General features: G+C 74.2%; 10 protein-coding genes. 7 read left to right on the forward strand and 3 right to left on the reverse strand.

Features of this window, described 5'->3' with window-relative positions; genetic code table 11:
- Positions 1–27: 27 nt before the first annotated feature.
- Positions 28–813 (reverse strand): hypothetical protein, encoded by a 786-nt coding sequence (locus ABD361_RS20585; protein WP_344436870.1) that lies wholly within the window; start codon positions 811–813, stop codon positions 28–30.
- Positions 814–1,308: 495 nt separating this feature from the next.
- Here ABD361_RS20585 and mobF point away from each other — a divergent pair, with 495 nt between their 5' ends.
- From mobF to ABD361_RS20620, 7 genes are all read left to right on the forward strand, one after another.
- The gene (gene mobF, locus ABD361_RS20590) at positions 1,309–5,985 is read left to right on the forward strand and encodes a MobF family relaxase (protein ID WP_344436871.1); all 4,677 of its coding nucleotides are present in this window, start codon (positions 1,309–1,311) and stop codon (positions 5,983–5,985) included.
- 11 nt (positions 5,986–5,996) lie between these two features.
- The gene (locus ABD361_RS20595; protein WP_344436872.1) at positions 5,997–7,241 is read left to right on the forward strand and encodes a DUF1173 family protein; all 1,245 of its coding nucleotides are present in this window, start codon (positions 5,997–5,999) and stop codon (positions 7,239–7,241) included.
- Positions 7,242–7,544: 303 nt separating this feature from the next.
- Positions 7,545–8,108: a hypothetical protein gene (locus ABD361_RS20600; protein ID WP_344436873.1), complete on the forward strand. Its 564-nt coding sequence runs from the start codon at positions 7,545–7,547 to the stop codon at positions 8,106–8,108.
- Positions 8,109–8,127: 19 nt separating this feature from the next.
- Entirely contained in the window at positions 8,128–9,357 is a 1,230-nt protein-coding gene (locus ABD361_RS20605; RefSeq protein WP_344436874.1) for a hypothetical protein, read from the forward strand.
- Positions 9,358–9,832: 475 nt separating this feature from the next.
- Positions 9,833–11,392: a hypothetical protein gene (locus ABD361_RS20610; RefSeq protein WP_344436875.1), complete on the forward strand. Its 1,560-nt coding sequence runs from the start codon at positions 9,833–9,835 to the stop codon at positions 11,390–11,392.
- The gene (locus tag ABD361_RS20615; protein ID WP_344436876.1) at positions 11,389–11,727 is read left to right on the forward strand and encodes a hypothetical protein; all 339 of its coding nucleotides are present in this window, start codon (positions 11,389–11,391) and stop codon (positions 11,725–11,727) included. The genes ABD361_RS20610 and ABD361_RS20615 overlap by 4 nt, the downstream gene beginning before the upstream one ends.
- A 94-nt stretch (positions 11,728–11,821) precedes the next feature.
- Positions 11,822–12,199, forward strand: coding sequence for a nucleotide-binding protein (locus ABD361_RS20620; RefSeq protein ID WP_344436877.1), 378 nt, complete (start codon positions 11,822–11,824; stop codon positions 12,197–12,199).
- Between the two features lie 17 nt (positions 12,200–12,216).
- Here the strand turns inward: ABD361_RS20620 and ABD361_RS20625 are convergent, their stop codons facing one another.
- Positions 12,217–12,453 (reverse strand): hypothetical protein, encoded by a 237-nt coding sequence (locus ABD361_RS20625; RefSeq protein ID WP_344436878.1) that lies wholly within the window; start codon positions 12,451–12,453, stop codon positions 12,217–12,219.
- Positions 12,450–12,794 (reverse strand): NUDIX hydrolase, encoded by a 345-nt coding sequence (locus tag ABD361_RS20630; RefSeq protein WP_344436879.1) that lies wholly within the window; start codon positions 12,792–12,794, stop codon positions 12,450–12,452. Before ABD361_RS20630 ends, ABD361_RS20625 begins: the two co-directional genes overlap by 4 nt.
- Between the last annotated feature and the right edge of the window lie 44 nt (positions 12,795–12,838).

A 12,838-nucleotide genomic window follows, 5' to 3' on the forward strand; every position in this document is an offset into this window, starting at 1 on the left:
GCCGCTCCATGCCCCGGCACGCCACCGTCACCGCGGCGACTGCGGCCATCCCGGCCGCGCCCCGCCCTCACCGCCCGGCGCCCCCGAAGGCCCTGCCGGCGTACCGGTCGAGGGAACACCCGGAGCAGCGGCCGGAGGAACGGACCGGACCGGCGCGGCCCCAGGCGCCGGGGGAACAGCCGCAGCCGTCACCGGGGGAGCGGCGACCGGGGGAGCGGTGACTGGCGGAGCGGTGACCGGCGCCGCGCCCGAGCCGCGCGGCCGGTCGCCCGCCTGCCCCGGCCCGCGCCCACCACCGAGCTGCTGCTCCCCGCCCAGCCCGCCCACCGACTCCTGCCGCGCCGCCGCCGTCTTCCCCGGGACCGCAGCCTCCCCCGGGCCGTCCGCCTTCCCCGGCACCGCCTCCTCGACGGCCAGGACCTCGCGCCCCAGCCGCCGCAGCTCCTTGACCCGCTCCACCCCCACGCCCAACCGCTGCCCGCACCCGGCCACCGTCTCCCCGGCCTCACCCATCGCCAGCACGACCCGCGCCGCCGCCGCCCTCGCCGCGTCGATCCGCACCTGGCCGCGCTCCCGCACCCGCGCGATCTCCTCCTCCACCTCAGCGACCGCCGCCACCTCGTCCTGAACCGCCAGCTCGAAGTCGGCCACCAGCTCGTCGAACGCCGCCTCCTGGCGCAGCCGCTGCGCCTCCGCCTCCTCCGCCTCCCGCCGCCGCTCGGCCATCCGCTCCGCGGCCCGCGCCAGCGCCGCCTTCCGGCGCGCCAGCGTCGCGGCGTTCTTCCCCTTGCCCTTGGTCCGGCTCGACGCCACCACAGCCACCTCCCGGCCCTTGTGCGCCCACCCCTGTGGCGGGCCGCGCCCGGTCAGTCTCAGCCGCCCGCACCCCCGCCAGGGCGGCCAAGGCGCCCGCGTCCCAGGCCGTAGCACGCCCGTCGCTGCGCCCGGTCCCGCTCACGGGACGACGCCCGAGCAGGCAGGGGAGAGGACCCCGGGCAACGGGTGGCCCGTGGTGAGGGGTGGTGGCGGAAGCCCGGGGTGTCGGTGGGTGCCGGTGGTGTGTGGAGGCCGGGGTGCCGGATGAGTGGTCGGGGTCGGTGGGGGCGTGGGTGTGTGGCCGCCGGCCGGTGACGGGTCGGTCCCCGTACACCTCTGGCACTTTTGACGCCTGCCCGTGCTCGAGGGGTGTTTTCCCTTCCGGCGGGACGCGTTCGAAGGTCGTTTTTCGGGCCCTGGGAGGTTCGGGTCCCCGTGGCCGGTCTTCGCCGGCACCGGCCTTGTGCGCGGTGATCTTCTGGCGCTGTGGGGATGACAGCGAATGCGTTCACCGCGGGGCGGGAGCGCTATTACCGGCGCAACATCGCCCGCGGTGACGGTGCCCCGGGCGCCGAGCTGACGGTGTCCTCCAGCGTGCCCGGGGTACCGCCCGGGGTGTGGCACGGGCAGGCCGCGCGCGCTCTGGGGCTGTCCGGGATCGTGAGCGACGCGCAGATGCGGGCCCTGTTCGGGCTCGGTATGCACCCCGACGCCGAGGAGATCACCGCCCGCGAACTGGGCGCCGGGGCCTCGCTCAAGCGGGCTATGAAGGCCGCCAAACTCGGGCCGGCCGTGCCGCGCCTGGCCGAACTCTCCCCGCTCGACCAGGAGATCGAGCAGGTCCTGGAGCACGTCAGCCAGCGGCTGTGCCGCCCACTGACGAAGGCCGAGACCAAAGACGTGCGGATGCGGTGTGCGGCGCGCGCCTTCGAGACCGAGTACCACCGCACCCCCGCGGACGGCGCCGAGCTCGGCCGGTACCTGGCCGCCCGCAGCGGCCCGCAGCGCCGCGCCGTGACCGGATACGACCTGTGCTTCTCCAACGAGGAACTCTCGCTGCTGTTCGCGCTCGGCGGCCCCGAGGTGCGCCGCATCGTCCTCGAGACCCTGGCCCAGGCCCGCACCGAGGCCCTGGCCTGGATCGAGCACAATGCCCTCGCGGTGCGCACCGGGCCGGGCGGCGTGGCCCAGCAGCGGGCCGAACCCGGGCTGCTGGCCACCGTCTACTTGCACTACGAATCCCGTGCGGGCGATCCGATGCTGCACGAGCACGTGGTCATATCCCCGCGGGTGAAAGGTCCCGACGGGCGCTGGCGCAACCTGGACTCCCGCCTGCTGCTGCGCGACGTCGTCGTCGCCAGCGAGCTGTTCAACCAGCGCGCCCTCGAAATCGCCTGCTTGCGCTTGGGCCTGGTCACCGAAGAGGTCGGGGTCACCCCCGGCCAGCGGCCGGTGATGAGAATCGTCGGTATCGACGCTCGGCTGCGCGCGGTGTTCGCGCAGCGCTCGGCCGCGGTGCGCACCGTGGCCGACTCCCTCTTCGACGCCTACCGGCGCCGCCACGGCCGCCAGCCCGCTCGGCCGGCCCGCACCCGGCTGCAGTGGCAGGCCACCGTGAAGACCCGCCCGCCCAAGCGGCAGGCCCGCTCCCTGGACGACCTGCTCGCCGACTGGCGGCGCCGGGCGATCGCCGCCACCGACCGCACGGTCGTCGACAACCTGCTGGCCACCGCCCGCGCCGCCGCGGGGGCAAGGCCCGCCCCGGCCGCGTTCGATGTCGCCGCGGCGGCCGAGGAAGTCCTGGCCGCAGTGTGCGAGCGGCGTACGACGTTCCGCCGCCGCCATGTGCTGGCCGAGGCGCGCCGCTACCTGATGCGGACCCTGGCCGGGGCCACCGCGCCGGACCAGGCGGCCGAGCAGATCACCGACAAGGTCCTCGCCCACAGGGACTGCCTGGAGATCACCCCGCCCGAGATCAACCCCCTACACCCCGACCTGCAGCGGGCCGACGGCACCAGCATCTACCGGCCCATCGGCTCGCGCACCTACACCACCCACTCCCTGCTCGCCGCCGAGAACCGGCTGCTGGCCGCCGCCCGCACCAGCGTGATCCCGCCGGTCGGACGGAGCACGTTCAACCGTGTCGCCGCCCTGGGCCGCGGCCCGATGGACGCCGGGCAGCGCGCGCTCGCCTCCTCCTTCGTCCTGTCCGAGCAGCTACTGCTGGCCGGACTCGGGCCTGCGGGCGCCGGAAAGACGACGGCGATGAAGCTGGTGGCCCGGGCCGTGGACGCGGCCGGCGGACGGCTCATCCCGCTCGCACCGTCCTCCCGGGCGGCGAAGGTCCTCGGCGGCGACCTGGAGCGGCGCGCCCACACCCTGCACTCCTGGCTGTACCAGCGCGGCCGGGCCGCCGACGGCAAGACGGTCGGCAAGGACTTCCATCTGCGTCCCGGCGACGTCGTCCTGGTCGACGAGGCGGGCATGGCCGGCACCCTCCCGCTCGACCGGATCCTCGCGGATGCGGCCGCCGCCGGGGCGGTGGTGCGCCTGCTCGGCGACCCGCACCAGCTCGCCGCCGTCGAGGCCGGGGGAGCCCTGCGGCTCATCTCCCGGGCCGGCGGCGTGGTCGAACTCGATCAGCTCCACCGCTTCCGTGTACCCGGCGAGGCCGATGCCTCCCTGATCCTGCGCGACGGCGAGGATCCCCGGGCGGTCTTCGACTGGTACCGGGACAAGGGCCGGATCGTCGCCGGCACCTACGACGCGATGTGCGACATGGTCTTCGACGCATGGGCCAAGGACCTGGACAAGGGGCTCACCTCTCTGATGACGGCCGCCGACACCGCGACGGTGACCGCGCTCAACGTGCGCGCCCAGGCCCATCACATCGCCGCCGGAACCGTCGACACCAGCCAGAGGGCACCCTTGCGCGCCGGGCAGCGCGCGCACGTCGGCGACATCATCGTCACCCGCCTCAACCGCCGCCGCATGACCGTGCGCGGCGGCCGGGACTTCGTGAAGAACGGCGACACCTGGACCATCCAGAGCATCCTCCCCGGCGGGGACGTGGTGGTCCGCCACACCCAGCACCGTGGCCGTATCCGCCTGCCCGCCGACTACCTGGCCGCCCAGTGCGAGCTCGGCTACGCCTCCACCATCCACCGCGCCCAGGGCATGACCGTGGACACCTCGCACGCGATCGCCTCCGCCCGCTCCCACCGCGAAGGCGTCTACGTCCAGATGACCCGCGGCGCGCGCACCAACCGCCTCTACGTCGCGATCGAGGACGGCGACCGCCTCGACGACGTCCTCGCCTCCATCGCCGCCCGGCGCCGCGCCCAGCTGTCGGCGACCGAGTCGATCGCCGTCCTGCAACGCGAGATCGCCGCGCCCGGCCAGCTGTCGGCACAGTTCGCCGACGCCGCCGAGCGCGCCACCACCGCACGGCTGACCGGCCTGCTCGAGCACGCCCTCGGCGCAGGCCGGGCCGCGATATTCATGGCCGCCGACGCCTACCCGGCCCTCATCCGCGCCCTGCACGACGCCGAGCGCGCCGGATTCGACCTGCCCCGCCTGCTCGCACACACCGTGCCCCGGCGCGGCTTCGGCGACGCCGACGACCCCTCGGCGGTGCTGACCTGGCGGCTGCGCGAGCGCCTCAAGGACGCCGCCGAAGCCCAGCAGGACAGCCGGCCTCGCCCGCTGGCCGCGCTCACCCTGACCCAACTGCACACCCTCACCAAGCTCGCCGCCGCCCACCGGGCGAGCGCCCGCGAGGCGCTCAAGGCCGCCGACGCCGCCTTCACCCACCTGCCCATGCCGGTCACCACCCGCGCCGGCCACACCCATCCCGCCTGGGACCAGCGCCCCATGGGCGAGCTGACCCGCCGCGCACTCGCCACCCAACTGGCCAACGTACGCACCCAGATCCGCCGCGCCCAGACCAGCCGGACCACGCTCTCCGCCACAGCCCGGCACGTGATCGCCGACCTCACCCGCGAGTCCCAGCTGCGCCGCGCCCTGAACTGGCGCGACGCCGCACGCGAGGACTACCAGCGCGAGCAGGCCGCCACCCACACCACCTCAACCTCCGCGATCCGCCGTACCCTGGCGACCCGGCGTACCGCAACGGCCGACCGCCGGCACCTGGCGCGCGCCGCACTGGCCCGCGCCGACGCCGTCTCCGACAAGATCTACGCCGAGCTCCGCTTCCGCGACCGCCTGCCCGACCACGCCCCGCACCGCCCCAACCACCGCGGGGCAATCCCCGACTGGGTCGCCGACTCCCACGCCCTGATCCACCCCGACACCCCCGAGCACTGGGCTACTCACCTCGCCGAGCGCCACCGCATCCTGGCCCGTTCACTCGCCGACCGCGGCCACACCCTGGCCGCCACCCCGCCCGCCTGGGCCCGCCCGCTCGGCACTCCGCCGCCCACCAGTGCTCCCCGGCGCCGCCACGCCTGGGCCACCACCGCAGCCCTGGTGGAACTGTGGCGCACCCGCCACGCCATCACCGGCGTGCCCGGCCTGGGCCCGCGCCCCGCCGACCCGAACGACGCGGCGGCCTGGGACGCGCTGGACGCCCGGGTCCGCGCCCTGACCGGACGCCGCCGCCCGGTGCACCTTCCGCCGCCCGACGCTCCCGCCTCCGTCATGATCGAGGCGGCCCTCAGCCACCTCGATGCGCCGCCGCCCGGCGGCCCGCTGCCCGACCACCCGGCCCTGCGCGACCCCCTCGGCATCGCCCCGCTGTCCTACGGCGCGCTGGACGCGCGCCTGGCGCGGCGCGCCCTGGCCGCCGTACTCGCCGGCGAGCCCCTGCCCGAAGCGTGGATGGAGGAGATCACCGCCCCTGGCGAGGACGACGAGGACGAGCAGCGCACCTACACCCGGCTGCTGACCGCCATCGGCGACTATCGGCGCCGCCACCACCGCGCGGGCCCCGACGTGCTGGGTCCGCGCCCGGCGGGCCTGGACGGCGAGGAATGGGACCACCTCACCGACGCGATCGACCTCTACACCCACGCCCGCGTCGAGCGCCGCCTCGAACAGATGCGGGAGCGCACCGCCGCCCAGCGCGCCGCCCTGCTGCCGTCGACCTCACCACTGCGACAGCCTCCGCCCGACACCAACCTGCCCGGCCACCGGCCCCCGACCCGCTGAACAAGGTGAGCATGCACCCCACATCCGGCTCCGGCCGCATCCAACTGGCGGGCCGCACCGTGCAACTGGCCTGGCTGCGCGAGCACACCGCACAGGCCGCCCCGTTGTTCGCCCGCGCCCGCGCCGAGGTCGGCCACGCCTGGTGCCTATGCCGCCGCCCAGCCCTGCGCCTGGTGATCCGCTGCACCCGCGCGGGCCGCTACCACCTCGCGGGCTGGCCCCAGGAAGGCGACCAGCACGAGACCACCTGCCCCTTCCACAAGCTCGGCCCCGGCCACTCCGGCCGCGACCGCTACAGCACGCAGGCCATCAAGGAGACCGACGACGGCGTCTTCATCCGCCTCGCCACCCCTCTCGCCCGCACCCTTAACCGCCCCGAAACCCACCAGAACGCGACGGACGAACTCCTCGACGACCGGCATGCACGGCGCGCCGTCGGCCTGCTCGGACTGCTCCACTGGCTGTGGGAAGAGGCCCAACTCAACACCTGGCCACCGGGAATGAGGCACCGGACATGGCACCACTGCCACGCCCTGCTGCGCCGGCACCTGCGCGAAACCACCGTCAACGGCCAAGAACTCGACTCCGTCCTCTACCTCGTGCCGCCCTTCACCCCCCAGGCCGCCGCCGCGAACACGGCCGCCCTGCAGGCCTTCCGCGCCCGGCTGGGACGCCACAACGCCACCGAACGACGCGGCCTGCTCCTGGGCCAGATCAAAGAGGTCGCTCCCACCCCGTACGGGGTCGCCTACCGCCTCGCCCACCAGCGCACCCCGATATATGCCCGCGCCACCCTGCACGCCCGGGCCGCCCGTTCCTTTCGGCACGCGTTCTCCCAGACGGCCGCCGAGCACGGCGCGCGCGTCGCCCTGTTCGTCGTCGAGCACAGTCCGGGCGGGCATCTCATCGCCGCCGACCTGGCCGCGATGCTCACCACCCGCACCTACATCCCTGCTGACTCCTCCTACGAGGTGGTCATGGCCGACGCCCTCACGGCCTGCCGCCGCGCCTTCATCAAGCCCCTGCGCTACGACAGCGCCGATGTGGTCCTGCCCGACTTCGTCCTCACCGACCAGAGCCCGCCAGCGTACGTCGAGGTCTACGGGATCCACGGCCGCGAGAGCTACGAGCGCCGCAAGGCCGCCAAACGCGCGTTCTACCAGCGCCGCCAGGCCCGGCTCATCGAGTGGGACACCACCCGGCCGCTCCCTGACCTCACCCATCCCGGGCGGCGACGCCCGGATCCGGACACCTGATTCCGACCACGGTGCCGCAGGTACAAGGGACGCCTTCCCGGCCCCGCAGCACGGCCCGCAACCAGAGGAGAACCCTTCTCCTGCGAACCGCCGGCCAGCCGGAAAAGATGAGGGCGGTCCATCACCCCACTGCCGGCCGGGGGCGGACGGCGCCGTGGCCGGAGGGCGGGACACCGGCGACGGTGGCCGACTCATCTCCTGAAACCCGTGCCGTTCGGCCCCGAAACCTGCTGCCCAACGACCCATCGCAGGAGACATAGTGGAGCAACATCACCGATCAACCCCGAACCAGAACGGACGGCTGTGACGACCGCCTACAGCGAATCCTCCACCCAGCGCACCCCCGGAAGGGCCTGGACGGTCCGCATCCTCGGCCACGGCAGCCGCACCGCCTCGGTCACCTGCAGCACCAAGGAGTGCCGGATGCCGCCCCGCTCTGAGGACGTCACCGCGCTGCGCGCCTTCGCCGCCGCGCACGCCAAGGCGCACGCGAAGGCTGCCACCGTCAACCCTCACGCCTACTGCCACTGCGGCTCCCGGCGGTGCGACGCCCACGTGGCCACCAAGGCGTCCTGCGCAGGACGGGTGGTGCTGATCCTGCGGCACGACCCGATCGTGGGCCGGGTCTGGATCCTGGAAGAGGTCTGCGAGATGTGCGCCCCGCTCATCCCGAACGCCACCGTCGTGGCCCGCGCCGCACGCCCGCAGCGCCCCGCCACCCCCACAGCGCAGGTGCCGGCCCCCGCCCGGCCGGGCATCGCGGGCGGCTTCTCCTCGGCCCCCGGCGAGGGCGACGCGGCCCCCGTGCTTCGCCCGCGCCGCGCATCGCAGCGGCCCCGCCGCCGGCGTCCGGGACAGGGACGCTGACGAGCAGATGCCGCACCCGGTGAGCCCGACACCGCCCCGCCCCGACTACGCCGACACCTCCCTGGGCTTTGTCCACACCTGGATCCGGTACGCCGACGGCCGCGACGTGGCGTACGGCGCGAGCCTGCTGGAGCAGATGGCCGGGGCCCTTGAGGAGTACGCCCGCGCCCGCGGCGCGCGGCTGATCGGGCGCCCGCAGTTCGACTTCCCCGCCCCCACCAGCCTGCCGCGCCCGGTCCAGCGCGAGGCACGCCGCGCGCTGCTCGCCCTGGAGCGCCGCCCGTGGCGCTGGCCCGGCCTCACCCTGGTGAGGATCTGGCAGGACACCGAACCCGCCGGCCGCGACGAGCTCCAGGCCGCCGGGCGGCCCTGGCGGAACTGGACCACCGCCCGGTCCCACACCTCTTCACCCGCCACCACGGCGGCGCGCGGTGCGGCGGATCGGCGCCCGGTGCGGTCGACCCCTCCCCGTCCGGTGCAGCAAGAGCCTGCGCCACCATCTCCCGCTCGGCCCGAGTCCAGAGGCACCCGCCGCGGCCGGCCACACACCCGAAACAGCAAAGGACATGCGCACATGACCGACGTTTCTGCCCACACCGGCCACCACACCACCCACGATCCCCTTGGCAGCGTGTACCTGCGGCTGGTCGCCGAGGAATCGATACCCGCTGAGGCGCGCGGGCAGTTCACCTACCTGCGCCCGGTGGCCACCGATCTGCTGGAGGGCATCGTCCTCGACACCCCGGACGCCGTCCGTGTTCTCGACGACGACGACGTGGCCCTCGTCGCGTGGGACACCCTCTACTCGGCCGCGCGCAGTAACCTGCTCAGATCGCCGGTCAACTACAGAACCATCGACCTGCCCGGTGGCGCGGTCCTGCACATGCTCGGCCACCCGGCGTCGGTGATCGCCGCCAGCAAGGTCCTCGTCCTCGACGAGGAAGTGCGCGCCGCCGGCGGCCCGGACCTGCCCGAGGACGGCGTGCTGCTCGTCGTCCCGAACCGGCACAACCTCGTCTTCTACCCGCTCACCGACCGCCACGTGGGCGAGGCCGTCAACGCCCTCGCGCAGTTCGGGCAGGGCGCCTACGAGGACGGCCCCGGCAGCATCTCTCGCCGGGTGTGCTGGTGGCGCGCCGGCACCTTGACGTCGATCACGGTCTTGGACCGGGAGACCAAGGTCTCGAGCATCGTCCCGCCCGACGAACTCATGACGATCATGCGGCGCCTGGCCGGCACCGACAGCTGAACCTTCGCGCCGGGTGTCCTCCATGCCCGGACGCGCTCGTCAGGAGGAGATGTCAGTGGGGGTGCGTAGCGTCGCCGGCGTCGAGGCGCCCCGCTGGCTCCGGCGGGACCACCACTGTCGTCCCGGGGAGAAACGAGGCGCAGTCGCTTCCACCGCCCGGGCGGCCCTGGGCCCGTTCCCGCAGCATCGTGGGCAGGGGGAGACAACAGGGCCGTCACCTCTGCGTCCCACGACCACACGCCGCCCAGGCAATGCCCCCACCCCCGGCCGGGCATCCTCGCGCACCCTCGCTCGCCCCTCTCCCGGGCCCCGTCCCGCGCCACGGGACGCGCTTGCCCTTGGTCGCCTTCCGGGTCCCGCCGGGCGGACCCGCTGCAGCGGCCAGGCCGGTGGAGATCACCGGCACGGGCAAGCTGCCGCCAGCCGCCGTCCATGGGCCGCGCGGCACCCACCGCCGAGCAGAAGGTTCCCTCGAATGAGTGAACAGCCCACCCCCCTCCCCGACGACTTCCGTACCTGGCTGGCCGAGCGGGGCCCAGACGCGTACGCCCTGGTGTGGGTGGCCGAGGGCAGTGAGCCGACCGGCTTCGAGGGGACTGACGCACCCCGAGTGGGGGAGAGCGGGATCGCCCGCGCCGACGCCGACCTCAGCCGCATCACGGCGCAGGACGTCACCCACGGACGGGAGAAGACCCTGCGCCGCTGGCTTCGACTGGACGACGGCGTACGGCACCTGGCCATCCTCACGACCGAGTCCGGCACCCTGCGCGAGCACACCCCCGGCGAACTCGCCGCCGAGCTGCTGCACGATCCGGCCAACGACGAGGCCCGGCTCACCGAGCAACTGGCCAGCTGGTTCTACCGCAAAAACGCCGAGGCGCAGCAGGGACTCGAACTGGGGTGGATCGCCGCGGCCGCCGCCTGGGCCTGTCACATGCGCGCCCTGGCCAGCTATCCGCCGCCCTCTGTCCTCACGTTGAGCCTGGAGCGTGCCGGAGAACTGGACGAGCCCACTGCCGACTTGGTGGTCACCACCGGGCTGAGGATCGTCGATCTGATCGACCGGCTGGAGCGCCCCTACCGCATCCGCACCGAACTGATCGAGGACTGGCATGCGGTCGAGTCCCTGGCCGCCGACGTCCCGGCGCTCGCGCCCATGGCCGACTGGCTGCTCGACCAGATCGCCCTGCGCGACGCGCCCGCCCAGCAATTGCGGGCCGTCCTCGAGCCTGACGTCACCGACTATCTGCGCGACCGGCGAGCCGACGGTGCACTCCTGGGCGCTACTGCGGTCCTCGACGAGGCGCGCGCCGCGCACCTGGCCCAGGCCCGCGAGACCGTCCGCGCCTACACCGCCGCGGCGCACGCGGGGCGCGAGAGCGAAGCGCGGCAACTCCTCGACGCCTTCCCGATCCCCGCCCGCGACCTGTCCACCAGCGGCCCGGCGGCCACCTGGCGGGAGAACTCGGCCACCGCCGCCGACGCCGTCGAGGACCTCGACGCGCAGCGCGCCGCCACCGGGGCCGAGGGAAGCACCGGCTACTTCGCCGACCCGGAACTGCTGCACGCCGCGACCTCCTACCTGGCCGCCCGCGAGGGCCAACTCCACCTCAGGCACGACGCGCTCGGCCGCCTGGCCTTCCCCGCCTCAATCCCGCGTGACCTGCCCGAGGAACTCGTTCCGGTCGCGGCCGCGCAGACCCAGCGCCGCGTCATCGAGGCCTTCGGCACGCTGGAGCGCGCGGCCGAGGCACTACAGGGCCAGCTCCATTACCAGCTCCAGCGGCCCGTCCCCGCCCACCGCCGCGCCACCACCGACGCCGAGAGCGACCTGTTCAACCGCGCCCTCGGCGCCCTGGAGCACACCGCGGCCGCCACCGTCGCCTTCGACGAGGCGGACATCCGCGTCCGCCTGCAGGAGGCCATGAGCCGCCCCGCCGCCCCCGCTGCCAGCCCGGCGACGCCCACCGGCCACAACGAGGCCCATGTCCAAGCCCTGGCCGCCGTCCCCGCCGTCCCCGGGGTGGACCGGTGACGTGGATCCTGAGCACCGTCATCCGTCTGCTGCTGCGCGCCGCCGGGCCGCTCATCCGGCATGGTCTGCCGCATCTCGCCCTGGCCGCCATGGCCACGCTTGTGTGCGGCGCCGCCCTCGCCGCCGGGTATGCAATCCTCGCCCTCGCCCTGTGGCTGACGGCCGCAGCGGGGCCGCTGGTCACCGTGCTGCTCACACTGCTGGGAGCGGTACTCCACCTCGCCGGGCTCGTGGGCCTGGTCGCGGTCGTCCTGCTCATGCCGCTGGTCATCACGGCCGACGTCCCGGCCCGGTCGCCCGCCGCCCGCGACGAGCACTCCACCAGCGCGCCGTAGCGGCCCGAAGCGGCGGGGGCTGGCCGGATCCGGCATGTCAGCGCGACCCAGTACCGTAGGGTCCACCTGATGTGCCACGGGCTGGAGGCTCGAAGTGCCGATCGACAACAAGGGCCGCGAGCCCAAGGAGAACAGCAGCACCGCCGAGCCGGCAGCCCGCGTCCTCGCCAACCTCTCCGGCGACCCGTGCCTCACTCCCCGCTCCCGGGTGCGCGGCAAGACCACCACCTCGATCGAGCCGGCTCAGCTCTTGGCACAACGTGGTGGCAACCGCGTCCTTCTCATGGACCTCGACCCGGCACCCTCCGCCACCATGGAGGACAACGAGCAGGTTCGAGATGAGCTCAGGCAGAGCTACGACCCGGCCATCCTCGACTGCCCCGGCGGGCCCAGCGTCCCGGTGAGCCCGCAGGTGTGGGAAGAGGCCCGGCGCACCCTGGGTCTCGACGCCGGCGACCGCCCCACCGCGTAGACGTCCCACGCCTGCGCTCAGGAAGCGTCCCTCCGGGAGGCTTCCTCCGTAGCCGGGGCGTTGCCTTCGAGCGTCCCGGCGAGCTTCGCCGCCGTCTCCTCCAACCGCTCGAACACCAACTGCCGGCGCACCTGCCGCACGACCTCACCGGCCATGCTCGCAACATCCACTCCGTAGGTGCCGCCGGGCAGGTGCTGCTCGATGGCGCGCTCGACGACGGCGATCAGCCGATCGCCTCCCGGTGCCCCCGTCATACGGCCGGGCCCGCTGCGCCCAGAGGTGCCTGACGGGCCCGGAACAACGAGGTGACCGTCACCGCGTCGGTGACCTGACCGCTCAGGGCCATTCGCTCCGCCTCGGCGAACGCGATGACGCGCACCCGGCGGATCCCGGCGCCACGGCCGAGCCCGCCCACGGCCTCGATGCACGCGGCGTACAGCAGCACCGCCTCGGCCAGGAACAGCAACGGCCGTTCGCCCGGGGCAAGGGCGTGCTGCAGCTGGTGCAGCGCGCGGGTGTCCGCCGCGGGCGGGGGCGGCTGGAAGCCGATGGCCAGGCCCTCGTCGGGCGGAGTCAAGGCGGTGCGGGGACTCACGTCATCGGCTCCATACAGGTCGCTCGGGCTATGGGTGCCACTCC

Origin of the sequence: Streptomyces luteosporeus (assembly GCF_039532865.1) — a bacterium.
In the GTDB taxonomy this organism is placed as follows: domain Bacteria; phylum Actinomycetota; class Actinomycetes; order Streptomycetales; family Streptomycetaceae; genus Streptomyces; species Streptomyces luteosporeus.